23 protein-coding genes are annotated in these 24,240 nt (G+C 68.3%); 5 read left to right on the forward strand and 18 right to left on the reverse strand.

Annotation, left to right across the window (positions count from 1 at the left end; translation table 11 throughout):
* Nucleotides 1-12 precede the first annotated feature (12 nt).
* The 5 genes from ACG02S_RS24990 to ACG02S_RS25010 all read right to left on the reverse strand — a co-directional run bounded on the left by ACG02S_RS24990 (nucleotide 13) and on the right by ACG02S_RS25010 (nucleotide 6,443).
* On the reverse strand, nucleotides 13-1,224 hold the full coding sequence (locus ACG02S_RS24990) for an acyl-CoA dehydrogenase family protein (protein WP_394473219.1): 1,212 nt from the start codon (nucleotides 1,222-1,224) through the stop codon (nucleotides 13-15).
* A 171-nt stretch (nucleotides 1,225-1,395) separates the two neighbouring features.
* Nucleotides 1,396-2,256, reverse strand: coding sequence for an exosortase-dependent surface protein XDP1 (gene xdp1 / locus ACG02S_RS24995; RefSeq protein WP_394473220.1), 861 nt, complete (start codon nucleotides 2,254-2,256; stop codon nucleotides 1,396-1,398).
* A gap of 172 nt (nucleotides 2,257-2,428) precedes the next feature.
* Entirely contained in the window at nucleotides 2,429-5,236 is a 2,808-nt protein-coding gene (gene prsT, locus ACG02S_RS25000) for an XrtA/PEP-CTERM system TPR-repeat protein PrsT (RefSeq protein ID WP_394473221.1), read from the reverse strand.
* Nucleotides 5,237-5,301: 65 nt separating this feature from the next.
* Nucleotides 5,302-5,952, reverse strand: a complete 651-nt coding sequence (locus tag ACG02S_RS25005) for a retropepsin-like aspartic protease family protein (RefSeq protein WP_394473222.1) — start codon at nucleotides 5,950-5,952, stop codon at nucleotides 5,302-5,304.
* A gap of 2 nt (nucleotides 5,953-5,954) precedes the next feature.
* A complete protein-coding gene (locus ACG02S_RS25010; RefSeq protein ID WP_394473223.1) occupies nucleotides 5,955-6,443 on the reverse strand; it encodes a YajQ family cyclic di-GMP-binding protein in 489 nt (162 codons plus the stop codon).
* Between the two features lie 84 nt (nucleotides 6,444-6,527).
* Between ACG02S_RS25010 and murB the strand changes: the two genes are divergently transcribed.
* The 3 genes from murB to ACG02S_RS25025 all read left to right on the forward strand — a co-directional run bounded on the left by murB (nucleotide 6,528) and on the right by ACG02S_RS25025 (nucleotide 8,458).
* Entirely contained in the window at nucleotides 6,528-7,556 is a 1,029-nt protein-coding gene (gene murB, locus ACG02S_RS25015; protein ID WP_394473241.1) for a UDP-N-acetylmuramate dehydrogenase, read from the forward strand.
* A gap of 74 nt (nucleotides 7,557-7,630) precedes the next feature.
* On the forward strand, nucleotides 7,631-7,945 hold the full coding sequence (locus ACG02S_RS25020) for a DNA ligase-like domain-containing protein (protein WP_394473224.1): 315 nt from the start codon (nucleotides 7,631-7,633) through the stop codon (nucleotides 7,943-7,945).
* A 45-nt stretch (nucleotides 7,946-7,990) separates the two neighbouring features.
* Nucleotides 7,991-8,458 (forward strand): hypothetical protein, encoded by a 468-nt coding sequence (locus ACG02S_RS25025; RefSeq protein ID WP_394473225.1) that lies wholly within the window; start codon nucleotides 7,991-7,993, stop codon nucleotides 8,456-8,458.
* A 155-nt stretch (nucleotides 8,459-8,613) separates the two neighbouring features.
* On the opposite strand, the gene argG is transcribed toward ACG02S_RS25025, so the two are convergent.
* Complete coding sequence (gene argG, locus ACG02S_RS25030) at nucleotides 8,614-9,930, reverse strand: argininosuccinate synthase (protein ID WP_394473226.1); 1,317 nt, start codon at nucleotides 9,928-9,930, stop codon at nucleotides 8,614-8,616.
* A gap of 25 nt (nucleotides 9,931-9,955) precedes the next feature.
* Entirely contained in the window at nucleotides 9,956-10,516 is a 561-nt protein-coding gene (locus ACG02S_RS25035) for a YaeQ family protein (RefSeq protein ID WP_394473227.1), read from the reverse strand.
* A gap of 104 nt (nucleotides 10,517-10,620) precedes the next feature.
* On the opposite strand from ACG02S_RS25035, the gene ACG02S_RS25040 reads away from it, so the two are divergent.
* Together ACG02S_RS25040 and ACG02S_RS25045 are read left to right on the forward strand one after the other, a co-directional pair.
* Entirely contained in the window at nucleotides 10,621-11,295 is a 675-nt protein-coding gene (locus ACG02S_RS25040) for a hypothetical protein (protein WP_394473228.1), read from the forward strand.
* 80 nt (nucleotides 11,296-11,375) lie between these two features.
* A complete protein-coding gene (locus ACG02S_RS25045; protein WP_394473229.1) occupies nucleotides 11,376-13,415 on the forward strand; it encodes a M3 family metallopeptidase in 2,040 nt (679 codons plus the stop codon).
* Nucleotides 13,416-13,421: 6 nt separating this feature from the next.
* Here the strand turns inward: ACG02S_RS25045 and ACG02S_RS25050 are convergent, their stop codons facing one another.
* From ACG02S_RS25050 to ACG02S_RS25100, 11 genes are all read right to left on the reverse strand, one after another.
* Nucleotides 13,422-13,790: a YbaN family protein gene (locus ACG02S_RS25050; RefSeq protein WP_394473230.1), complete on the reverse strand. Its 369-nt coding sequence runs from the start codon at nucleotides 13,788-13,790 to the stop codon at nucleotides 13,422-13,424.
* A 3-nt stretch (nucleotides 13,791-13,793) separates the two neighbouring features.
* Entirely contained in the window at nucleotides 13,794-14,564 is a 771-nt protein-coding gene (locus tag ACG02S_RS25055) for an ABC transporter ATP-binding protein (RefSeq protein ID WP_394473231.1), read from the reverse strand.
* Between the two features lie 2 nt (nucleotides 14,565-14,566).
* A complete protein-coding gene (locus ACG02S_RS25060) occupies nucleotides 14,567-15,694 on the reverse strand; it encodes a succinylglutamate desuccinylase/aspartoacylase family protein (RefSeq protein WP_394473232.1) in 1,128 nt (375 codons plus the stop codon).
* Nucleotides 15,695-15,696: 2 nt separating this feature from the next.
* A complete protein-coding gene (locus tag ACG02S_RS25065; protein ID WP_394473233.1) occupies nucleotides 15,697-16,383 on the reverse strand; it encodes an ABC transporter permease in 687 nt (228 codons plus the stop codon).
* Complete coding sequence (locus ACG02S_RS25070; protein WP_394473234.1) at nucleotides 16,380-17,069, reverse strand: ABC transporter permease; 690 nt, start codon at nucleotides 17,067-17,069, stop codon at nucleotides 16,380-16,382. The genes ACG02S_RS25065 and ACG02S_RS25070 overlap by 4 nt, the downstream gene beginning before the upstream one ends.
* A 151-nt stretch (nucleotides 17,070-17,220) precedes the next feature.
* Nucleotides 17,221-18,003, reverse strand: a complete 783-nt coding sequence (locus tag ACG02S_RS25075) for an ABC transporter substrate-binding protein (RefSeq protein ID WP_394473235.1) — start codon at nucleotides 18,001-18,003, stop codon at nucleotides 17,221-17,223.
* 33 nt (nucleotides 18,004-18,036) lie between these two features.
* Nucleotides 18,037-18,993, reverse strand: coding sequence for an alpha/beta fold hydrolase (locus tag ACG02S_RS25080; RefSeq protein ID WP_394473236.1), 957 nt, complete (start codon nucleotides 18,991-18,993; stop codon nucleotides 18,037-18,039).
* Nucleotides 18,990-19,727, reverse strand: a complete 738-nt coding sequence (locus tag ACG02S_RS25085; protein WP_394473237.1) for a sulfurtransferase — start codon at nucleotides 19,725-19,727, stop codon at nucleotides 18,990-18,992. The genes ACG02S_RS25080 and ACG02S_RS25085 overlap by 4 nt, the downstream gene beginning before the upstream one ends.
* Before the next feature lie 22 nt (nucleotides 19,728-19,749).
* Nucleotides 19,750-20,865 carry an HD-GYP domain-containing protein gene (locus tag ACG02S_RS25090; protein ID WP_394473238.1) on the reverse strand — a complete coding sequence of 372 codons (1,116 nt, stop codon included), beginning with the start codon at nucleotides 20,863-20,865 and terminating at the stop codon, nucleotides 19,750-19,752.
* Nucleotides 20,862-22,871: an ATP-binding response regulator gene (locus ACG02S_RS25095; protein WP_394473239.1), complete on the reverse strand. Its 2,010-nt coding sequence runs from the start codon at nucleotides 22,869-22,871 to the stop codon at nucleotides 20,862-20,864. Before ACG02S_RS25095 ends, ACG02S_RS25090 begins: the two co-directional genes overlap by 4 nt.
* Nucleotides 22,871-24,240: response regulator (locus ACG02S_RS25100; protein ID WP_394473240.1), on the reverse strand; the 1,370-nt coding region annotated here is incomplete at its 5' end. The genes ACG02S_RS25100 and ACG02S_RS25095, both read right to left, overlap by 1 nt.

Here is a 24,240-nt window from a genome sequence, read left to right on the forward strand (position 1 = left end):
CTGTCTCCCCGATCAGCCGAGTACGGTCTGCGCGACGATGTTGCGCTGCACTTCGTTGGAACCGCCGTAGATCGTCGTCTTGCGGACGTTGAGGTACGTGCCGGTCAGCGGGATGGCATGCGCCGCACCGCCGGGCCACGCGCCCCCCAGCCATTGATCACCCTGCCAGCCAGCCTCCATCGCCTCATAGATGTGCGGCAGCGCAAGGGGGCCGCCGGCCAGCATCATCAGCTCGGTGTAGCGCTGCTGCAGTTCGCTCCCACGGATCTTCAGCAGGCCGGCCACATCCAGCGGCTGCTTGCCGCTGCGCTCGCCGGACAGCACACGTAGCACCATCATCTCCAGCGCTACGACATCGACCTCGCACAGCGCGATCTGGTCGCGAAAGCGTGTGTCGTCCATCAGTCCCTCGGCGGCGGCGATGCGCTTGAGCCGCTCCAACTCGCGCTTGGCGCGGTTCACGTCCGCGATGTTGGTTCGCTCATGCGACAGCAGGTGCTTGGCGTAGGTCCAGCCCTTGTTCTCCTCGCCGATCAGGTTCTCGGCCGGCACCTCGACGTTGTCGAACCAGACCTCGTTCACCTCGTGCTCGCCGTCCATCATGATGATGGGCTTGACGCTGACGCCGGGCGATTTCATGTCGATTAGCAGGAAGGAGATGCCAGTCTGCGGCTTGCCTTCGGTGGACGTGCGCACGAGGCAGAAGATCCAGTCGCCGTACTGGCCCAGCGTCGTCCAGGTCTTCTGGCCGTTGACGATGTACTTGTCGCCCCCAACGCCACGCTTCAGCTCGGCCCGGCATTTCAATGACGCCAGGTCAGAGCCCGAGCCCGGCTCGCTGTAGCCCTGGCTCCACCAGACCTCGCCGCTCATGATGCCGGGCAGGAAGCGCTGCTGCTGCTCCGGCGTGCCGAAAGCCATGATGACCGGCGCCACCATGACCGGCCCGAACGGCACGATGCGCGGCGCACCGGCAAGCGCGCATTCCTCTTCGAACAGGTGACGCTGCACCGCATTCCAACCTGGGCCGCCGAAGGATTCAGGCCAGGCCCAGCCGTGCCAGCCCTTGGCGCCAAGAATCTTGGCCCAGCGCTGCAGGTCGTCCTTGTTCAGCCGCAGGTCGTTGCGGACCTTGTGGGCGATGTCAGCGGGCAGATGGGTGCGTACCCATTCGCGCACCTCGGTGCGGAAGGCCAGTTCCGCCTCGGTGAAGTTGAGGTTCATGTCGCGCCGTGTCGTGATGGGAATGCCGAACTTTTTAGCACGGTCGTTCGCATCTTCGCTGTCCGGCGTGGGACAAGAAGCGCTGCATCCGACGGGCGCAGAAAAGAAAAAGGCACTCCGAAGAGTGCCTTTCCCGAGCGCCCGCTGGGGCCAGATGACTCAGGCGGGCTTCTAATTCTTGCGGCGCCGCAGGCCGACCATGCCCAGCAATGCGACGCTGGTCAGCGCCAGAGTGGCAGGTTCCGGCAGCTTCTTGGGACCGCAGTCCTGGCCCGTCACGCAGGTGGTGCCGGCGACAGCGAACAGCTTGAAGAAGTCGTTGCTGTTGTCGAGCGAGCCGCGGCTTTCCTTGGCGGTGCCAAAGCCGGTGTTGTACGCGCTGATCAGCCACCAGCTGGAGCCCTTTTGGCCCGCACCCGCCGCGCCGGTGCCGTTGGCGGTGCCGGTGTTGATCTTGTTGTATCCAGGGTCAGCCGTCTTGTCGACGACCATGTCGCCATAGTTGCCCACAAGTTCCCAGCCTGAATTGGCCGTCGCGCTCTTGCCCACCAGGTCAGGAGGAGTGCCCGTACCAACCCAGCGGAACACCGACAGATCAACCGCGACATTCTCTGAGGTGCCATTCGATGTCCAGCCCAGGCCGATGCTGGACAGAATCACGCTGGACGAAAAATTCATCAACACGGCTTCCGTCTTGCCGGAGTTGTCCACCGCATGCTGTGGGTTGCCTTCACCGGCCTGTTGGATGCCTACGCCGCTGCCGCCCCAGGACACAAGACTGGTCGAGCTCCAATTGCCGCCGACCACACCGTTCGTGTTGGTAGCCGTCACGCCGCTGAGCGTGACCGTGGGGTCAGTGCCCGGCACCGAATCGAATGGCGACTTGGCTGTGATGTTGGTGACTTGAGCGTTGGTCAGCGTCGAGCCAGACGTGCCGATGTCGAAGGTCCAAACGGCATGTGCGCTGGTCGACATCAAGGCGGCAAATGCGCCCAGGGCCAGCAGGTTCCAGCGGATGTTTTGAATCTTCATGCTTGTTTTCCTTCGATGCGGGTATCTCAACGATGAGATTTCCGCTTGTTCCTGAGCAAACTTGGTGCCAGCCAAAAAAACCTTTGCGCATCAATGGGTTCTGAGAACCTAGGGATTTCCGGCGAACAAATTGTAAGAAACGTCGACAGCGCGGTGCATCGGCAGCGCCCCCTCAGTTGAGGGTCAATTGAAGGCGTTTCGCGTCCTCGGCCGAGGCAAAAGTCGCACCGCCGCGCAGCGCAGCGTTTAATTCCTCTCGCGCCTCTGCCTTGCGGCCCGCCTGGGCCAGCACCACGGCGAGGTGGTAACGGATGTCGGCGTTCTCCGGTGACCGCAGGCGCGCGTCCCGGAGCAATTGCAGTGCGCGTTCGGCCTTGCCCGCAAGGTGGTTGGCCCATCCGGCCGTGTCCAGATAGACAGCATTGCGGGGATCGACCTTCAAAGCGCGCTCGGCCACCTCCATGGCGCCGGGATCCTTTTGCTCGAGGAGCACGTTGGCCAGATTGTTCAGCGCCGAGCCGTCGCTGGGACGGCTCTTGAGCAGCGTCTCGTACTGGCGACGCGCGCCGGCCAGGTCGCCGGCGCGGATCTGCAACTCCGCCAGCGCGCTGCGAACCGTCGCGTCGTTGGGCTTCTTGCGCAGCCAGGCCTCGGCGGCATCGGAGGCCGCCTTGAAGCCGCCCTGCGCGGCCTGGGCGCGCATCAGCCGCGTCAGCGTCTGTGGCGACTGGTCGATGTCGTGCGCCTTGCGCAAGGCGTCCAGCGCCGGGCCGGGCTGCCCGCGGCGCAGCGCGACCTCAGCCAGCAGGTTGTGGCCGAGTGCCGACTTAGGGCTGGCTGCCAGCACCTGTCGCGCGTGCTGCTCGGCCAGCGGCAGGTTGCCCTGGGCCAGCTCGACGCTGGACAGCATCGCCGTCGCCGCCAGGTCGTTGGGCGAACCGTTGAGCGCCTTCTCCAGCGAATAGGCGGCGCCCTTCAGATCCTGGCTGACGACCTGCTGGCGGGCGATCTCGACCAGGCGCGGCGTATCGAAGCCGGCGCGGCGCGAGGCATTGGTCAGCGTGGATCTGGCGCCAGCCGGGTCACCGTTGGCCAATTGCGCCGCCGCGTAGGCCTGCAGCGCCTCGACATCTTCCGGCAGCTTGGCCAGCAACTGCTTGGCGGCTTCGACCGCACGGGCCGGTTGTCCTTTGCGCAGATGCCAGGCGACGAGAGCGAAATTGACGCGGGTCTCGCGCGGGCCGCTGACCGCGGCGGTGCTTTCCAGCCACTTCAGAGCCTCGGCATCTCGGCCGCGCAGCTCGTTGATGAGCGCCAGCTCGAACAGCACGTTGACGTTGTTCTCCTGCGTCTTCAACGCCGCCCGCAGCCGCTGCTCGGCCGCATCGAAGTTGCCGGTCTGCGCGTCGATGCGGGCCAGGCCTAGCTTGGCTTCTAGGTGGTTGGGGTCGAGCTTCAGCGCCTTCTCGTAACTGACGCGGCTGCCGGCGAAGTCGCGCGCCTGAGCCTTGGCATAGGCCTGCACGGTCAGCACCGTCGGGTTGTTGGGGTTGGCGCGCGCGAGCGAATCGGCGACCGTGAGGGCTTTGGTCAGTTGCTGGTCGCGCAGATGCACGGTGACCAGCGCCAGCCCCGCATAGATCTGCCGCGGGTCGGCCTTGTAGGCCTTGGTCAGTTCGCCCTCGGCCATCGGGGCCTGGCCGGACTGCAGCAGCGACAGGCCCAGCGCGGTGCGGTACTCCGGCGAGTCCTTGGTCTTCAACGCATCCTGCATCAGCTGGGTGGCGCGGGCGTGCCGACCCTGGCGCATGTGGGCGGTGGCCAGCATCAGGAGCGCCTGGCCGTCGCCCGGCTGGGCCTTCACGTAGCCATCCAGCAGCTCAATGGCGCGGTTCAGGTTGGGCTCACCCATTGCGATTTGCGCGAGCAGCTTGACCAGCGGGCTGCCGGGCTGCTGCCGGGCCGCCAGCTCCAGAAAGGGCTTGGCCTTCTCCAGTTCTCCCAGGCTGAAATGAGCCAAGCCGTTGAGCATCAACAGCTGCGTGCGGAAGCGGATGTACTCAATAGGGACCGGGTCCAGCAGGTCGGTCACCTTCTTCAGCGAGGCCTTGGCGGCGGCTTGGTCGCCTGTGCGTTCGGCGATCAGGGCACGCAGGTAGGCGCCGCGCGGGTCGTTGGGCTTGAGCGCTTGCAACGCGTCGACGGCGGCGAGCGCCTCGGCGTCCTTGTTCCGGTCCAGCAGCAGGCCGGCGCGGGCCAGGTGAGCCTCCGCATGCTTGGGCTGCAGCTTCAATGCCTGGTCATAGCCGGCCATGGCGAGTGCCGGCTCGCCGCTGGCGTGAAAGATGGCGGCCTTCTGGTAGAGCGCCTCGGCGTCCTCGGGCGCCAGCTTCAGCGCCTGATCAGCGGCGGCATGGGCCTCGGCGAACTGCCGGTTGCGCACCCGCAGCGGCACCTCGGCCAGCCAGCTGGCGGCGTCGTTGGCGTTGATCGCGCGTGCCTGGTTGACCGACGCCAGTGCGGCCTTGGCGTCACCGAGGTCTGACTGCGCCAGCGCGCGCTCCAGCAACAACTGCTGCTGGATGCCGCGGGGCAGGCCGGCGATCTGCAGGCGGGGGTCTTCCAGCATCTGCGGCTGCTTGCCCTGGGCGTTCATCGCAATCGCCAGCGACACGACGACCTCGGCGCGGTTGACGCCCAGGCGCAGAGCCTCGGTGAACTCGAATTCCGCTGCCGAGGGCTGACTGTCGGCCAGCAGTGCCTTGCCCAGCAACACGTGCACGGGCAACTGGTTCTTGTCGGCCTGCAGCGCGTTCTTCAGTTGCACGATGGCGCCGGCGATGTCGCGCTTTTCGTAGCGCTGCAGCGCGTCTTCGTAGAAGCGCGAAGCCTTGGCGGCATCCTGGGCGAGCACTGCGGGGCTCGCGGCAATCAGCAGGGTCGCCAGCAGGCGGGAAAGAGCAGCGGAGGAGCGTGGCATCGGGCGACCCGGCAGACGAAGGCCGCGGATTCTTGCAGACGGGCGGCCCGCCAGCACATGCCGTGTCAGTAGCGCAGCTCCAGCGTCATGACATCGTGCTCACGTCGCATCTGAAAACGGTTGAGGAAGCTGTTGCCCAACAGCACATGGCTCATCTGGCTGGGGATCACGATGGCCGTCACGTCGCGCACTTCGACCTCGCCGATCCGCACGCTGGTCAGCTCGATCAAGTACGCGGGAATGATGCCGTTGGCAGTCTGCGTGACGATGCGCCGGCCCTGGAGGAAGCGCAGCCCCAACTTCTCGGCCTCCGCCTGGCCGATGGAGATGCTTGTCGCGCCGGTGTCGACGAGGAAGCTGGTGACCCGGCCATTGATCATGCCCATGGTCGTGTAGTGGCCACCCGGGCCCATGGGCAGATGGATCTGCCGGGGCGCGTTGGAGGGGGTGGACGTCACACGTGCCGGCGCGGCACCCAGCGTCAGCGTTTGCCTTCTGCCGCCCATGTCCACGGTCGCGCGGTCGTCGTCCAGCGATACCAGGCGCACACCCTTGACGCTGTCGCCCACGCGCACGGTCTGCGGTTCGCCGTCGATGAGCAGCAGCGCCGCGCGCGAACCCAGCATGCCGTTGAGCTGCACCTGCACCTGTGCCGGCGTCTGGGCCATGGCCTGGCCCAGCGCCAGCGCGCACAGCGAGACGGCGAGACGCTGCATGCTCAATCGCGGAAGTTGTTGTAAGTCAGCGGCGTGTCGCTGAAGCTCTTCTTCAGGTGCGCGATGGCCGTCTGCAGGTCGTCGCGGTTCTTGCCGGTCACGCGCACGGCGTCGCCCTGGATGCTGGCCTGGACCTTGAGCTTGCTCTCCTTCAGCGAGTTCACGATCTTCTTGGCCAGCGTCGCCTCGATGCCTTCCTTGATCTTGTAGACCTGGCGCACCTTGTCGCCGCCCAGCTTCTCGACCTTCTCCTGCTTGTCGAGGAAGCTGATGACCACGTCCTGCTTGGTCAGCTTGCCGTACAGCACGGCCTCGATCTGTTCCAGCTGGAACTCGCTGTCGCCCGAGCTGTGGATCTCCTTGTCCTTCAACTCAAGCTTGGCGCCCGTGCCTTTGAAGTCGAACCGGGTGCCGATTTCCTTGATGCTGTTGTCCACGCCATTGCGGATCTTGACGTGGTCGGGTTCGAGAACGGTGTCGAAGCTGGGCATCGTGGAAAAACTGTTGGATGAATAAGCGAAAATTTTCCCATGTCCACGCCTTCCCAGACCCCCTCGAACGCAGTGCCGATTTCCCTGCGGATCGAGAACGACGTCAATCTGAAGCCTTACAACACCTTCGGCCTGCCGGCCGTGGCGAAGCGGCTGGTCCGCATCCGCGAGGCTGCCGACGTGCGTCGCATCGTGGATCACCCGGCGCTGGGCCGCGCGCCCAAGTTCGTATTGGGCGGCGGCAGCAACCTCGTGCTGACCAAGGATGTGGAGGCGGTCGTGCTGAAGGTCGAGATCCCCGGCATCCGGCTGCTGGAGGAGCGCGCCGATGCCTGGATCGTCGAGGCGGGTGCCGGCGTGGTCTGGCACGAGCTGGTGCAGTGGACACTGGACCACGGCTATCCCGGCTTGGAGAACATGGCTTTGATCCCGGGCACGGTGGGCGCCGCCCCGGTGCAGAATATCGGCGCCTATGGCATCGAGGTGAAGGATCGGCTGGAGGCGGTGGAGGTCATGGACCTGGTAACCGGCCGCCCGGCGCTGCTGCCAGCGGACGTGTGCCGCTTCGGCTACCGCGACAGCGTTTTCAAGCAGAGCGACTTCGGCGGGCTGGCCGGCAAGAGCGTCATCACGCAGGTGCGCTTTCGGCTGCCGAAGCCGTGGCAGCCGGTGCTGGGCTACCTGGAACTGGAGCGCAAGATGGCCGAGACGGGCATCACGGCGCCTGATGCGCGGCAGATCTTCGATTGGATCGTCGCGGTGCGCCGCGCCAAGCTGCCGGACCCGGCGGTCATCGGCAACGCGGGCAGCTTCTTCAAGAACCCGGTGGTCACCGCTGAGCAATGTAAGGACATCATTGGCCGCGACCCCGGCATTGTTCACTACCCGATGCCAGACGGCAGCGTGAAGCTGGCAGCGGGCTGGATGATCGACGCCTGCGGCTGGAAGGGGAAGACGGTGGGCGGCGCGGCGGTGTACGACAAGCAGGCGCTGGTGCTCGTCAACAAGGGCGAAGCGCGCGGCGCCGAGGTCGTCACGCTGGCGCGGGCCATCCAGGAGAGCGTCTACGGACGCTTCGGCATCCGGCTGGAACCGGAGCCGGTGGTCGTCTGAAGGGGAATCCTGCCGCCCGCGCGTCGTAGGCGGGCTGGATGATTGTCGCCCTCGATCCCTGTGGGAGGGCGGCGATGAGCGGGAAGGCATGGAGCCGACGCGTGCTGCTGGCCTGGCTGGGCAGCCTGGGCGTGCCGGCGCTGGCACTGGAGCAGCTGATGGCGAAGAGCGCGTCGGCGGGCATCGACCCGACGCCGTATCTCGTCAGCGAAAAGCTGGATGGTGTGCGGGCGCTGTGGGACGGCAACACGTTGAGGTTCCGCAGTTGCCGTACCGTGGCGGCGCCGGCCTGGTTCCTGGCCGCGCTGCCGAAGACGCCGCTGGACGGCGAGCTGTGCATGGGGCGGCGCCGTTTCGACGAACTGTCGGGCGCAGTGAGGCGGGCCTAACCGGTCGACGTCGAGTGGCGTCGCATCACTTACCGCGTCTTCAGATTGCCGGCCGGTGCCGGCAGCTTCGAACAACGCGCCGAACAGCTCAAGACGTTGGCGAGCGACGTCGTCGTACCCGTCGAGCAGCATCGCTTCAGATCTAACGCCGCGTTGCGCGCGAAGCTGAAGCAGGTGGTGGACGCGGGCGGCGAAGAGCTGATGCTGCACCGAGCGGATGCACCGCTGGCATCGGGCCGCAGCGACCTGCTGCAGAAGCCGAAGCCCGAGGCGGACGCGGAAGCTGTGGTGGTAGGCCATCAGCCGGGCAAGGGCCGCTTTGCCGGCATGCTGGGCGCACTGGAGGTCCAGACGCCGGGCGGCGTCCGCTTCCAGTTGGGCACGGGCTTCAGTGAGGCCCAGCGCCGCGATCCGCCGCCGGTCGGCGCGACCGTGACCTACCGCTATCGACACGTGACGCCGGCTGGCAAGCCGCGATTCGCGAGCTCTCTGCGCTCGGTGGACGAGTTCTGAGGACTCAGAGCCAGCGCAGGATGTGCTGCAACCAGCGGGGCAGCGGGCGGCCGGGGACGTAGTTCTGGCGGTAGGGGCTGTGCATGGTTGGGCTCCTTAAGCGAATGCTGTAATTTTACACAGTACTCGTGGCGCCTGACCAGCCCTTTGCGGGTTTACTCCAGGCGGGGCAGACCACCGCCTGCGAGCAGGCCCGCGCCGGTGTAGATGCCCAGCTTGCCGCGCGTGTCGGTGATGTCCAGGTTGCGCATGGTCAGCTGGCCGATGCGGTCGGCCGGGCTGAACGGCGCGTCCTCGACCTTTTCCATCGACAGGCGCTCGGGCGCGTAGGTCAGGTTGGGGCTGCGGGTGTCGAGGATGGAGTAGTCGTTACCGCGGCGTAGTTCGACGGCCACCTCGCCGGTCACGGCGCGAGCGATCCAGCGCTGGGCCGCCTCGCGCAGCATGATGGCCTGCGGGTCGAACCAGCGGCCCTGGTAAAGCAGGCGGCCCAGCTTCATGCCGTTGATGCGGTACTGCTCGATGGTGTCCTCGTTGTGGATGCCGGTGACCAGGCGCTCGTAGGCGATGTGCAGCAGCGCCAGGCCCGGGGCCTCGTAGATGCCGCGGCTCTTGGCCTCGATGATGCGGTTCTCGATCTGGTCGCTCATGCCCAAGCCGTGGCGGCCGCCGATGCTGTTGGCCTCGGCCAGCAGCGCCACCGGGTCGCGGTACTCGACGCCGTTCAGCGCGACAGGCATGCCTTCCTCGAAGCGCACCGTGACCTCTTCGGCCTTTACGACGACGTCGTCGCGCCAGAACGCCACACCCATGATGGGGTTGACGATCTTGATGCCGCTGTTCAGGTGCTCCAGATCCTTGGCCTCGTGCGTGGCACCCAGCATGTTGGAGTCGGTCGAGTACGCCTTCTCGGCGCTCATCTTGTAGGCGAAGCCCTTCTCCGTCATGAAGGCCGACATCTCGGCGCGGCCGCCCAGCTCGTCGATGAAAGTCTGGTCCAGCCAGGGCTTGTAGATCTTCAGCGCCGGGTTGGTCAGCAGGCCGTAGCGGTAGAAGCGCTCGATGTCGTTGCCCTTGAAGGTCGAGCCGTCGCCCCAGATGTTGACGCCGTCGGCCTTCATGGCGGCCACCAGCATCGTGCCGGTCACTGCACGGCCGATGGGCGTGGTGTTGAAGTAGGTCACGCCCGCGGTGCTGATGTGAAAGGCGCCGGCCTGCAGCGCAGCGATGCCTTCGGCGACCAATTGCGCGCGGCAGTCCACCAGCACGGCCTTCTCGGCGCCGTACAGCATGGCCTTGCGCGGGATCTCGTCGTAGTCGGGCTCGTCCGGCTGGCCCAGGTTGGCCGTGTAGGCATAGGGCAGGGCGCCCTTGAGCTTCATCCAGTGCAGCGCGGCCGACGTGTCGAGGCCGCCAGAGAAAGCGATGCCGACCTTCTGGCCGACGGGAACGGATTGCAGGATCGTGGACATGGTGTCGGTCTTCTTGGTGATGCGGTTAATCGGTGGGAGTCTTCAGCGCGACTGGATGAATTTCGACCGATGCGTCGGTGGTCGACACGTAGACGCTGCCGTCCTGGATGCTGATCTGCAATTGCATGCTGCGCGCAGCCAGCGCAGCGAGCGCTTGGGATTGATCGGCGGGAATCTGCCAGACGGCGAGCCGAGGCGCGCGTGTCAGCTTGGTCTCGATGCCGCTCCACCACACCGGCGTGCTGGAGGCGAAGCTGTAGACGCTGACGCGACGGGCGCGGCCATGCGCCTTCAGCAGGCGGCGGTCGTCGGGCTGGCCGAGGTCGATCCAGTGCTGTACCTCGCCGGTCAGGTCGAGTTGCCACAGATCGGGCTCGTCGACATCGGACAAGCCCTTGGTGAACTCGAGCCGGCCGTTGAGGTCATCGGCCGTGACGTTCAACGCGTACGCCAGCACGCGGATCATCAGCCGCTCTTCGGTCTCGCTCGGATGGCAGGCGAGCGTGAGAGCGTGGTCGCCGTAGACATGGCGGTCCATGTCGGCGATCTGGAGCTGGGCTTTGTAGATGGTGGCTTTGAGTGCCATGCGGACTTGGTAACGAAGGGCAGCCGGGGATTATCGTGGGGAAGCCTCATGGCATGATGCCGCCTCCCGTTTGGAACCTTCGCAACCCGAGTTGCGCCCTCGCCATGAAACGCATTCTTCTCCCGCTGACCCTGGTGCTCGCCGTTTCCGCCCAGGCACAGATCACCAACAACACCAAGGCCAAGGTCGACCCGAAGAACAACAAGGTCAGCAACCCGGTCGTCGAGAAGCCCAAGGCGCCTCAGCCAAAGCTGATGTCGCGCGAAGAACTGCGCGCCTGCATCGACCGCCAGGAAGCCAACACGGCGGAAGCCGCGGCGATCAAGAACGAGCAGGCTTCGTACAAGGCCAACGCCGAGAGCCTGAAGACCGAGAAGGCCAATGTCGAGGCCGGTGAAAACGCGTTGGGGGAGAAGATCAAGGCGGTGAAGGCTGAGAAGGAAGCCATCCTGGCCGAGCACGCCGCCATCGCTGCCGAGGCTTCCAAGCTCAAGAAGGAAGAGCTGAAGGCGCGCAACGAGGCCTACCTGAAGCGCACCACCGACTTCAACGCCATGTTCGAAGGCGTCAAGACCGCCGATGCCGAGCAGGCCACCAAGCGCAAGGCCTTCAGCGACAAGGTCGATGCGCTGGACGCGCAGTTCAAGTCCATCGAGGAGCGCACCGAGAAGCATTTCGATGCCAACGACCAGTGGAAGGCCGAGTGCAGCAACAAGGCCTACGACGAGAACGACGAGAAGGCCATCCGCAAGGAAAGGGCCGCTGCCGCCGGCAAGTGATCACCTGAACCGCTGACCCTTCAGCCCCGCAAGGCCGCTTCCTACCGGATGCGGCCTTTCGCTTTTGAGAGGAGCTTCGCATGAGCAACCCGCTGCTGCAGGACTGGGCCGGCCCGCACGGCCTGCCGCCTTTTGCCGACATCGCGCCGGCGCATTTCCAGCCGGCGTTCGACGCCGCCCTGGCGGCCCACCGCGCCGAGATCGACGCCATTGCCAACCAAGCCGAGGCGCCCAGCTTTGCCAATACCGTCGCGGCGTTCGACGCCAGCGGCCGGCTGCTGACGCGGCTGGAACACCTGTTCTATTCGCTGGCCGCGTCGGCGACGTCGCCCGAGCTGCAGGCCGTGCAGCGCGCGCTGGCCGGACCGCTGGCCGCGCACAACAGCGCCGTCTACATGCATGCGGGCCTGTTCGGCCGCGTGGCGGCGCTGTTCGAGCGGCGCGAAACGCTGGGTTTGAATGTCGAGTCGCTTCGGCTGCTGGAGCGTGTGCATCTGGACTTCCTGCGGGCCGGCGCACGCCTGGCGCCCGAGGCCCAGGCGCGCTACGCAGCCATCATGGCCAAGCTCGCCGAGCTGAACACGCGCTTCGCGCAGAACGTGCTGGCCGCCGAGAGCGGCTACCAGCTGTTGCTGAAGACCGAGGACGAACTCGCCGGCCTGCCGGGTTTCGTGCGTGCCGCCGCACGTCAGGCGGCCCTTGACCGCGGGCTGGACGATGGCATCCATGTCATCACGCTGTCGCGCTCGCTGATCGTGCCGTTCCTGAGCTTCAGCGCGCGGCGCGACCTGCGCGAGCAGGCCTGGCGGGCGTGGGTGGGCCGCGGCGACGACACCGGTGACACGGACAACCGCGCCATCTGCCGCCAGATCCTGGAGTTGCGCGCCGAGCAGGCCAAGCTGCACGGCCATGCCTGCTATGCCGACTACGCGCTGGAGGACACCATGGCGCGCACGCAGGGTGCGGTGATGACGCTGCTGGAGCGTGTCTGGCACCCTGCGCTGACCGCGCAGGCGCGCGAGCGCGACGCCGTGCTGGGCGCGATGGCTGCGGCCGGCGCCACGCATGCATTGGAAGCGTGGGACTGGCGCTTCTATGCCGAGCAGGCGAAGCGCGCCCGCTTCGAGCTGGACGAGGCCGAGGTCAAGCCATATTTCTCGCTGGACCGCATGGTGGCGGCGATGTTCGACTGCGCCACCCGCCTGTTCGGGCTGCAGTTCAAGCCCCGGCCCGACATCGCCGGTTACCACGCCGACGTGCGCGCCTACGAGGTCTTCAGCGCCGACGGTCGCTTGAGCGGGCTGTTCCTGCAGGACAACTTCGCGCGCCCCACCAAGCGCAGCGGCGCCTGGATGAACCCGATGCGCAACCAGAGCCGCGCGCTGGGCGCCACGCCCGTCATCCTCAACAACAACAACTTCGCGCGTGGCGCGGCGGGTGAGCCCACGCTGCTGAGCTTCGACGACGTGCGAACGCTGTTCCACGAGTTCGGTCACGGCCTGCACGGCCTGCTCAGCGATGTCGAGTACGAACGCCTGGCCGGCACGCAGGTGCTGCGCGACTTCGTCGAGCTGCCGTCGCAGCTGTACGAGCACTGGATGGCCGAGCCGCAGGTGCTGAAGAAATTTGCCCGCCACTGGCAGACCAACGAGCCGCTGCCCGATGCGCTGCTGGCCAAGCTGCAGGCCGCGCGCCAGTTCGGCCAGGGCTACGAGACGCTGCGCTACACGGCCAGCGCGCTGGTGGACATGGCCGCGCACGCGCTGCCGCAGCCGCCGGCCGACGTGGTGGCCTTCGAGCGCGACACCATGGCGCAGTGGCAGTTGCCGGTCGAGGTGGGCATGAACCACCGGCTGACGCACTTCCAGCATCTGTTCAGCAGCGCCGGCTATGCGGCCGGCTACTACGTCTACCTATGGGCCGAGGTGCTGGACTGCGACGCGTTTGACGCCTTCGTCGAAGCCGGCAACGTGTTCGATGCAGGCGTGGCCGCGCGGCTGCGCGAGTGCATCCTGTCGGCCGGCAACAGCCGCGAGCCTGGCGAGGCCTTCCGCGCGTTCCGCGGGCGCGACCCGGTCGTGGAGCCGATGCTGAAGGACCGCGGGCTGCTGCCGGTGTAGCAGCGGCTAAGGTTCAGGCCGCCGCCACAGCCACACGGCCACGGCGGCCATCACGGCTGGCACGCCGATGCGCACATACAGCGGCAACGGCGTGAACTGCATCATCGTGGCGCTGCCCATCATCATCACCGTGGCCAGCCACTTCGCTCGGCGCGGCACGGCGCCGCGTGCGCGCCAGTCGCGGATGTGCGGCCCGAAGTGCGCATGCTCCAGCAGCCAGGTTTCCAGCGCCGGCCAACCTTTGCCGCCCGCCCAAGCAGCCATGATGAGGAAGGGCACCGTGGGCATGACCGGCAGCACGGTGCCCAGCACTGCCAGCACCACGCTCAGCACCGCGAGCGCTCGCCACAGCAGCCGCACTGCTGCTTTTCTCATGGGTTACTTGAGCCCGCCGGACAGGAACTGCTGCAGCCGCTCGCACTGCGGGCGCAGCAGCATCTCCTTCGGGTTGCCTTCTTCCTCGACCTTGCCCTGATGCAGGAACAGGCAGTGGTTGGACACCTCGCGCGCAAAGCCCATCTCGTGCGTGACGACCACCATGGTCCGACCCTCGGCCGCCAGGTCGCGCATCACCTTCAGCACCTCGCCCACCAGCTCCGGGTCGAGCGCCGACGTGGGCTCGTCGAACAGCATGACCTCGGGGTCCACCGCCAGCGCGCGGGCGATCGCCACGCGCTGCTGTTCGCCGCCGGACAACTGCGCGGGGTAGACGTCGGCGCGGTGCGATACGCCCACGCGCGCCAGCAGCGCCTGTGCCCGCTCCGTGGCCTCGGCCTTGGATTTGCCCAGCACGTGCACCGGTGCCTCGATGACGTTCTGCAGCACCGTCATGTGCGCCCAGAGGTTGAAGTTCTGGAACACCATGGCCAGCCGTGCGCGCCAACGCTGCAGTTGCGGCGCGACGGCTGCCTTCAGGCTGCCGTCGCGGTCGCGTACCAGCTTCAGCGCCTCGCCGCCCAGGCTCAGTTCGCCTTCGTGCGGCTGTTCCAGCAGGTTCAGACAGCGCAGGAAGGTGCTCTTGCCGGAGCCCGACGAGCCGATCAGCGTGACGACGTCGCCGCGTCTCGCGGCCAGCGAGATGCCCTTCAGCACCTCGCGCTCGCCGAAGCGCTTGTGGATGTTGGTGGCTTGCAGTTGGAGGTCGCTCATGCTCAAGCCCCGAGCAGCTTGCCGGTGCGCAGCGCGTCCTTGCCGGCAACCTTGGCGACGCGCATGCCGGCGTTGGCAAAGCGCAGGAAGTCGCGCGCGAAGAACAGACCGTCCACCGGGCTCTTCAGCTCGGTGATCTGGGCCGTGATGGGATCGATGACATGGGCCAGCACGTCGCCCGCCTTCACCTCGGCGCCGACAGGCGCGAGGAAGGTCAGCACGCCGGCCACCGGCGACTTGATGGGCATGCTGCCAGCCAGCGGGCGGGCGTCACCGACCGGCGCGGGCAGCGCGGGCTTGTCACCCGCGATCAGGCCGCGCCAGCGCAGGAAGTCGACGATGTGCTTCGCGTCGGCCGCCGCCAGCTCATGCGTCACATCGGTGGCGCCGCGCAGCTCCACGGTGACGGACAGGCAGGCCTGCGGGATCGGGAAGCGGTCGCCGAAACGCGCCTTCCACTTCCACCAGACCTGCGAGCAGGCCTCGTCGAAGGGGTTGTCGCCGGATTCCTGCGCCAGCAGCGTCAGGCGCGAGCCGAGGAAGCGCGCCAGCGGCTCGCAGTCGGGCCAGCACTGCGGGTCGGTGTATAGGTGCATGACGGCCTGGGCGTCGCAGTGCAGGTCCAGCACGATGTCGGCATCGCAGGACAGGCTCAGCAGCTGGCGGCGCTGCGATTGCAGTTCGGTGTCGGCCGGCGAGGCGTCGACGGCGGCCTTCAGTGCGCGGCGCAGCAGCGCCACGTTGGCGTCAGCGTCCGACCCCAGCTGCGGCTCGACGGTGGCGGCCACCGTGGCGATCAGGTCGGGGTAGTGGCGGTTGAAGTTCTCGCCCGACATCAGCTCGAAGCGGCCCAGGTGGGCATGCAGCAGGAACTGGCTCAGGCCGATGGGGTTGGCCATCGGCACCAGCACGATCTCGCCGCTGATCTGGCCCGTGGCCTCCAGCGCGTCCAGCTGCAAGCGCAGGTGGTGTGCGACCAGCATGCCGGGCAGTTCGTCGCCGTGCAGCGAGGCCTGGATGTACGCCTTCTGGCCGCCGCTGGGCATTGCCTCCGGGCCGTAGTGCAGCGAGACGAGTTCGCGTTGCGTGCCGGGCGCGGGACAGAGCAGGGGGTGGTGGATGACTTGCATGTTCAGCGGGACATCATGGGCTTCAGCCAGCGGTTCTCCGCCCAGCGGAACAGCCCGACCAGGCAGAGCGTCAGCGCGAAGTAGAAGACGCCGGCGGTGATGAAGGCCTCGAAAGGCAGGTAGTACTTGGCGTTGACGGCGCGCGCCGCGCCGGTGATGTCCAGCAGCGTGACGATGCTGGCGAGCGAGGTGCCGTGCAGCATGAAGATGGCTTCGTTGCCATACACCGGCAGCGCGCGGCGAAGCGCGGCGGGCACCACGATGCGGCGCAGCATCAGGCCTCGGCTCATGCCCAGCGCCTTCGCCGCCTCGATCTCGCCGGCCGGCAGCGCGCGGATGCTGCCGACGATGATCTCGGTCGTGTAGGCCGTCGTGTTCAGCGCGAAGGTCAGCCAGGCGCAGAACGTGGCCGACGACAGCCAGGGCCAGACCCAGCTGTCGCGCACCGCGTCGAACTGCGCGAGCCCGTAGTAGATGAGGAACAACTGGACCAGCATCGGTGTGCCGCGGAATGCGTAGGTGTAGACCCAGACCAGTCGTGACGGCCAACCCTTGAACACGGAGCGCACGACGGCCAGCGGCAGGGCGAGCGCCAGGCCGGCGCCGAGCGACAGCACCAGCAACCGCAACGTGACCCCGAGACCTTCCAGGTACATCGGCAGGTTCTCGACGATGGCGTCGAAGTTCACAGTTGTCCTTCCTTCACCCCGATCGCCAGTTTCCGGTTCGCCCAGGCAAAGCACAGCTCCGACGCGCTGGTGAACAGCAGGTAGATGGCGGCGACGGCCAAGTAGAAGCTGAACGGCTCGCGCGTGGTGCCCGCGGCCTGCTGGCCGCGAGTCATCAGGTCCGACAGGCCGATGACCGACACGATAGCTGTGCTCTTGATCAGCACCAGCCAGTTGTTGGACACGCCCGGCAGTGCGTGGCGCAGCATCTGCGGTAGCGTGATGCGCCACAGCACCTGGCGCCGGCTCATGCCGAACGCCATGCCGGCCTCGCGCTGGCCCGGCGGCACGGCCAGGAAGGCGCCGCGGAAGGCCTCGGTCAGGTAAGCGCCGAAGATGAAGCCGATGGTCAGCACGCCCGCCACGAACGGGTCGATGTCGATGTAGTCCTCGTGGCCCAGCATGGGCGCGAGCGTGTTCACCGCCAGTTGGCCGCCGTAGAAGATCAGCAGCATCAGCACCAGGTCGGGTACACCGCGGATCAGCGTCGTGTAGACGGCTGCCAGCCCTTGCGCCACGCGCGAGCGCGACAGCTTGGCCAGTGCGCCGAGCAGACCCAGCAGCAATGCGACGGCCAGCGACGACAGCGCCACGGCCAGCGTGACCGAGGCGCCTTCGAGCAGGCTGGGGAGGAATCCGTGAAGCATGGGTGTCAGTGAACGGCGGACCGACGCCGGGCCGCTCGCAAGCCGGCCCGCAGGCGATGTGCTCGCGGCTCAATGCCGCGGGCATCGCCGTCCCCTCGGGGGACCGACCGGACTCGCCCGCGTCCAGCGTGGCGAGACTGGGCGAGGGGCCTCATTTCTTAGGCGCAATGTCGTAGTCGAAGTACTTGTCGGCCAGCTTCTTGAACGTGCCGTTAGACTGCAGCGCGTCGATGGCGGCGTTGAACTTCTTGCCCAGCGTGGCCTCGTCGGCCTTGCGCATGCCAACGCCGGTGCCGACGCCGAATACCTTGTCGTCGTTGATGTTGCCGCCGGCGAACGCGAAGCCTTTGCCTTCGGGCTTCTTCAGGAAACCGAAGTCGGCCGCGGGCGAGTCCATCAGCGTGGCCTCGATGCGGCCGCTCTTCAGATCCAGGAATACCTGGTCCTGTGTCGCGTAGCGCACCAGTTCGCTCTGCTTGAAGGTGGCGGCTGCATAGGCCTCGTGCGTGGTGCCGCGCTGCACACCGATCTTCTTGCCCTTCAGGCCGGCGGCGGTAGCCTCCAGCTGGGCGCCGGCCTTTGCGACCAAGCGGGCGGGAGTGTTGTAGTAGGGCTTGGAGAAGGCGATGACCTTGCGGCGCTCGTCGGTGATGGAGACGCTGGCGAAGATGGCGTCCACCTTGCGCGACTGCAGCGCCGGGATCAGGCCGTCGAACTCCTGCTGCACCAGCGTGCACTGCGCCTGCATCTGCGCACAGTAGGCCTGCACCAGCTCGATCTCGAAGCCCTTGAGCTTGCCGTCCGGGCCGATCTCGGAGAAGGGCGGGTAGGCGCCCTCGACGCCGATGCGGATCTTCTTCCACTCGGGCGCCTGGGCGAAGGCGGTGGTGCCGGCGGCCAGCAGGGCCAGGGCGATCAAGGAGCGTTTTTTCATGTCGAACCTCTTCGTGAGACGGTGGGACGGAATTCAGCGGGCGACCTCAGGTAGCCAGTCGCGCAAGGCCGCAAGGGTAGCAGCCGGGTCCTCCTCCTGCGGCACATGGCCCAGCGCCGGAAACTTGACGAGCCGGCTGCCCGGGATGGCCGCATGGAAGCGCTCGCCCCAGATCGGTGGGATCAGCCGGTCCTTGCCGCCCCACAGGATCAGCGTGGGGACTTGGATCTCGGGCAGGCGCTCGACCGGGCCGGGCGCCAGCTGGTCCATGCGCTGCATCAGCGCGACGCGGTTGCCCGCGCGCAGCGTCAGCTCGTAGTAGCGGTCCACCAGCGCGGCGCTGACGCGGGTCGGGTCGCCGTAGACGCTGATCACGCTGTTCTCGACGGCGCGGCGCGGCAGCACCCAGCGCATGCCCTCGCGCAGCACCGGGATGCGGGCAATGCGAAAACCCAGCGGCAGCGACTCGGGCACGAAGTCGTGGCCCGCGGCATCCAACAGCACCAGCCCTGCCACGCGCGCCGGCTCGGCTAGCGCCAGCTGCCAGGCGATCTCGCCGCCCAGCGAGTTGCCCGCCACGATGACCCGGCCCACGCCCAGCCGCGCGAGCAGATTGCGCACGAAGGTCACGTAGCGAGCGTCGCGGTAGTCGCCGTCGGCATTGGGGCCCGTCAGGCCGAAGCCGGGCAGGTCGAAGCTGATGACGCGGCGCGTGCGCGCCAGCTCCGTCGCCCAGCCCTCCCAGGTGTGCAGGCTGGCGCTGGTGCCGTGGATCAGCACCAGCGGCAGCGGGTCGCTGCTCGGCCCCTGGTCGCGGTAATGCACCAGCAGGCCGTCCAGCTCAATGAAGTCGGACGGTGGCGGCGCCCAGCGCGGCACCAGGCTTTCCAGCGAACGGTCCGGCGCCTTGCCGATGGCGAAGCCCAGTGCGGACAGCATCAGCAGGATGCCGATGACCTTCAACGCAAGGTCGCCGAATCGACTGTTCACGTCGGGGTCAGGTCCGCGTTGACGCCTCGGCGATCGTCGAAGACGAAGCAGTTGCCGTGGTAGTGCTTGCCGCCGGTGTCCTCGAAATACTTCAGGATGCCGCCGTCCAGTTGCCAGGCGTGCAGGCCCTGCTCGGCCAGCACCATGGCAGCCTTCTCGCAGCGGATGCCGCCAGTGCAGTAGCTCACCACCGTCTTGCCGGCGAGTTCGTCGCGGTGGGCGGCGAGCGCGTCGGGGAAGTCGCTGAACTTGTCGAGCCGCCAGTCGACGGCGCCGTCGAAGGCCCCCTGGTCGACCTCGAAGCCGTTGCGCGTGTCCAGCAGCACGACCTCGCGGCCGTCGTCGTCGTGCCCCTGGTCCAGCCAGCGCAACAGCGTGGCCGGTGCCAGGGCCGGGGCACGCGGCGCCTGGTCGGGGCGGATGGCCGGGCGGTTCATGCGGATGATTTCCGGCTTGACCTTGACCTTCAGGCGTTGGAAGGGTTGCATCGCGCTCCAGCTCTCCTTGGGCGTCAGCGGGGCGAAGCGCGGGTCGGCCCGCAGCCCGTCGACCCAAGCGTTGACGGCGTCGGCCGGGCCGGCCAGGAACAGGTTGATGCCTTCCTCGGCGATCAGCACGGTGCCCTTGAGGTTCAGCGCCAGTGCGTGCGACTCCAGGCGGTCACGCAGCGCTGCCGTGTCGGCCAGTGAGACGAAGAGGTAGCAGGAGATGTTGAGGATGGGACCGGACTGCATGGGGCCGCGATTATCGCGGGGCTCAGTCCGCCCATCGCGCGGCGATGTCGCGCATCTGGTCGACGCACGATTCCAGCGCCTGCACCACGCGCGGATCGAAGTGCGCGCCGCTGCCGTCGCGGATGTAGGCCAGCGCGTCGTCGTGCGTCATCGCCGGCTTGTAGGGGCGTGCGCTGATCAGCGCGTCGTAGACGTCAGCCACGGCCATCAGCCGCGCGGCCAGCGGGATGTCGGTGCCGGCCAGGCCGTCGGGATAGCCGCTTCCATCCCACTTCTCGTGGTGGTGGCGGGCGATCTGCTTGCCGAAGGTCAGCATCAGGCCGGCGTCGTCGCCGAGCCGGTCGATGGCGCGCTGCAGCAGGTCGCCGCCCTGTTCGGCGTGCGTCTTCATGATGCGCCACTCCTCTTCGGACAGCCGACCCGGCTTCAGCAGGATGCCGTCGGGGATGGCCACCTTGCCGATGTCGTGCAGCGGTGCAGCCTTGGCCAGTTCGTCGATGACCGTGTCGCTGAGGCCGGCCGGTGCGTCCGGCTGGGTGGCCAGCCAGCGCGCCAGCGTGCGCACGTACTCCTGCGTGCGCTGGATGTGGTTGCCGGTGTCGGCGTCGCGGAACTCGGCCAGCCCGACCATGACGAACAGCGTCGTGTCGCGCAGCCGCTCGACCTCGCGCCGGCGCGCGGCCAGCTCGCCGCTGAGCTGGGCGTTGTGGCTCAGCAGCTGATCTTCGGCCAGCTTCAGCTGCAGGTGGGTGCGCACGCGGGCCAGCACGGTCGCGGGGTTGAACGGCTTGTGGATGAAGTCCGCGCCGCCGGCCTCGAAGCCGTTGCTCTCGTCCTCGGGCCGTGTCAGCGCGGTCAGGAAGATGACTGGCACGCGCCGCGTGGCCGGGTTGGCCTTCAGCCGGCGGCAGACCTCGTAGCCGTCCAGCTCCGGCATCATGACGTCCAGCACGATGAGGTCGGGCGGCTGGCGCTGGCAGATCTCCAGCGCCTTGATGCCGCTGACCGCCAGCTGCACGCGGTACTCGGGCTTGAGCACCTGGGCCATCAGCGTCAGGTTGGCGGGCGTGTCGTCCACCACCAGGATGGTGGCCTGCGACACGCTGGCCTCGATGATCATGCGTGGGCTCGCGTTCATCGCTTGTGGTCCTCCCCGCGCAGGGCTGCCTGCGCCTCGTCGAAGTCGTAGCGCTGCAGCGCGCCGGCCAGCGCGCCAGCCCGCGTCGCCGGCAGCAGCTCCACGAAGGCCGACGCGTGCCGTTCCCACAGCGTCAGCGCGTGGGCGTCGGACTCGGCCAGCAGGTGGTCCAGCTCGCTGAGCAGCGTGGCCGGGTCGGTGCCCGGGCCCGGGGTGTCCTCGAAAGCCGGCGCCTGCGGCGCGGCGGCCAGCGGGCGCTCCAGGTCCAGCAGCCGGTGCAGCGTGTGCGGCAGCAGCGGCTTGGCGCACAGCGCATGCGCGCCGTGGCGCAGTGCCCGCTCGCGCAGCAGCGGCGTGTCGAAGGCGCTCAGCAGCACGATGCGCGTGGCACCAAGCACGCCGCGGGCTGACAGCCGCTCCAGCAGCAGGCTGCCCTCCATGTCAGGCAGGACCCCGTCCACGATGAGCAGGTCGTGGCGCGGGCCGGCGGCGCTCCCCAGCTGCTCCAGCGCCTGGCTGCCTTGCGGCAGCAGCTGCAGCCGCGCAGCGGGCGCCAGCGCCTGGAGCAGCTTCAGCAAGGCCTCGTGCCCGCTGCTGTGCGCGGCCTGCACCAGCACGATGCTGGCGATGCGGGCTTCGGCCGGCGGTGACAGTTCCGGGCAGGGCCGCAGCGGCAGCACCAGCTCGAACTCGCTGCCGCGCCCCGGGCGGCTCTGCGCCGTCAGCGTGCCGCCCATGCGCTCGGCCAGTGCGCGGCAGATGGCCAGGCCCAGGCCGGTGCCGCCGAAGCGCCGTGTCGCGCCCGCCTCGGCCTGCGCGAACGGCAGGAACAGCCGCTCCAGCTGCTCGGGCGCCATGCCGACGCCGCTGTCGCGCACGCGCAGCCGCCAGGCGCCGATGCCGTCCAGCCCGACGCTCAGGCGCACCTGGCCGGCCGGCGTGAACTTGACGGCATTGACCAGCAGCTCGCTGAGCAACTGGATCAGCCGCGCCGCGTCGCCACGGCGCGAGCCGGCCGAGCCCAGCAACTCCGGCGCGATGTCGCACTGCAGCTCCAGCTGCTTGGCCTGCGCGGCGGCGCGGATCGCGTCGAAGGCGCTGGCCAGGATGGGCTCGATGCGCAGCGGCTCGGCGGCTAACGGCATGCGGCCGGCGTCCAGGTCCGCGTAGTCCAGCAGGCCGTCAATGAGCCGCACCAGCGACTCGCCGGCGCGCGCCACGTCCAGCAGCCGGTCGCGCTGCTCGGGCGGCAGCCGCTCGCCCAGCAGCATGCGCGTCTGGCCCAGCACGGTGCTCATGGGCGTGCGGATCTCGTGGCCGATGGTGGCGAGGAAGTCCGACTTGGCGCGCGACGCGGCCTCTGCCGCGGCACGCGAGCGCTCCAGCTCGGCCAGCCGTGCCTTGACCAGCTCGCTCGACGTCGTGGGCGCCCCGGCAGGCGGTGCCAGCTGGCTCAGCGGCGCCAGTTGGCGCGACAAGCCCCACAGGGCCAGGCTGAACAAGACTTGGCACAGCGCCAGGTTCGCCACCAGCGGCCAGGCCTGCAGCAGCCAGGGCGGTGCCTCGCCCGAGAAGCGCAGCAGCGTGGGTGGCGCGATCATCAGCAGCATCAGCGCCAGCGACAGTCGCAGCGCGCGGCCGGCTGGCCACGTCGTGAACAGCAGAAGGCAACCGCCCAGCGTCCACGGCGCGATGCTGCCCAGCGTGTACAAGCTGGGGCCGTGGTCGGGCCGCAGCGTGAAGGCCAGCATGCTGCCGCTGAAGTACAGCCCCAGCAGCACGGCGCCGCAGCGCTGCCAGGTGCTGACGGCCTGCGGGCGGCGCCGGCACAGCACGGCCAGCCCGGAGAAAGCCGCCGCCAGCAGCGGGTAGGCGAAGCGGTCGCTGGGTTCGATGATGCCCAGCGCCATCTCGGTGCTCCATGCGCCCAACGCCGCCAGCACGATGAGACCGAACAGCCAGGCAGTGCCCTTGGGGCCCAGCAGCAACAGGCGCGTTACTGCCATCAGGTCGCGTCCCCCAAGGCGCGCGCGGCGCCGTCGAAGTCCATCACGGCCAGTGCCGCCTCCACGCGCCGCCGCGTTGCCGCTTGCAGGCCGGTGTGCGCGCCGTGCAGCTCCCACCAGTCCAGCGCGCTGCTGTCGCTCTGGTTCAGCAGCAGGCGCAGCTCGGCCAGGTCGGTCGGAACGGCGCCCGCCGCGGGCGCTGGCAGCGATTCGTCGCGTGGCGACAGCGCGCCGCGGATCTCGTCGCGCACGGTCAGCAGCGCCGCCTCCACGCGGCTTAGCAGGTGGCCGGCGCCTGCCATGTCACCCGTTGCGGCGCAGCGCTCGAGCGCCAGCGCGGCGCGGTGCAGCGGCTGCGCGCCCAGCGTCGCGGCCAGACCTTGCAGCGTGTGCGCGGCGCGCCGCAGCTCGCTCCAGTCGCCGCGGCGCAGCCAGTCGACCCAGCTGGCCAAGCCCTGGGCGTACTGGTCGGCGAAGCCCCGCAGGGTGCGGTGGTACAGCGCGCTCTGACCGGAGAACTGGCGCAGGCCGGCGGCCAGGTCCAGCGCCGGGCCGTCGCCCAGCGTGCCTGGCTGGCGGTAGCGCTGCAGCTCGCGCACGAGGTGGGCCACGTCCAGCGGCTTGGCAATGTGGCCCTGCATGCCGGCGACCAGGCACTGCGCGCGCTCCTCGGCCAGCGCATGCGCCGTCATCGCGAGCACGGGCAGGCTCTCGAAGCCCGGCATGGCGCGCAGGCGGCGCGTGGCTTCCAGACCGTCCAGCACAGGCATGCGCAGGTCCATCAGGACCAGGTCGTAGGCGTCGGCGCCGCGCGCACGCAATTGGTCCAGGCCCAACTGGCCGTTGGCCGCCACGTCGACCAGCGCGCCGCGGCTGGACAGCAGGCGAACCGCGATGTCCTGGTTGACGGGGTGGTCCTCCACCAGCAGCACGCGCAGCCCGGTCAGCGACTCTCCGTCGACCACCGCTGGCGCGGGCGCGGGCGCGTCGTCCAGCAGGCGCCGCAGCTCGGCAGGCTGCAGCGGCTTGTCGCAGACGGCGCGCGCACCGAACGCGCGCGCCTGCGCCGGGCCCTCGCCCGGGGCCGGCTGGCCCAGCACGGCGATGCGCAGCGACGGATGCTCGCGCCGCAGCCGCGCCAGCAGCTCGGCCCCGCTGGGCCCCGGGCCGGGCAGGCGCCAGTCCAGCAACAGCCATTCGGCGGCGGTGGCGTTGGTGCGGGCCTCGTCCAGTGCCAGCAGCAGCGTAGCCACGTCGTCGCAGACAGTCAGCGTCTCGCCCAGTCCCAGATGCAGCAGCAGGTTCAGCGTGGCCGTGCGGCTGGCGCCGGGCGCCTCGGCCAGCAGCAGGCGGCGGGGGCGGGGGAGGG

The sequence above is a fragment of the Pelomonas dachongensis genome, assembly GCF_043555865.1.
GTDB classification, from domain to species: Bacteria; Pseudomonadota; Gammaproteobacteria; order Burkholderiales; family Burkholderiaceae_C; genus Pelomonas; species Pelomonas dachongensis.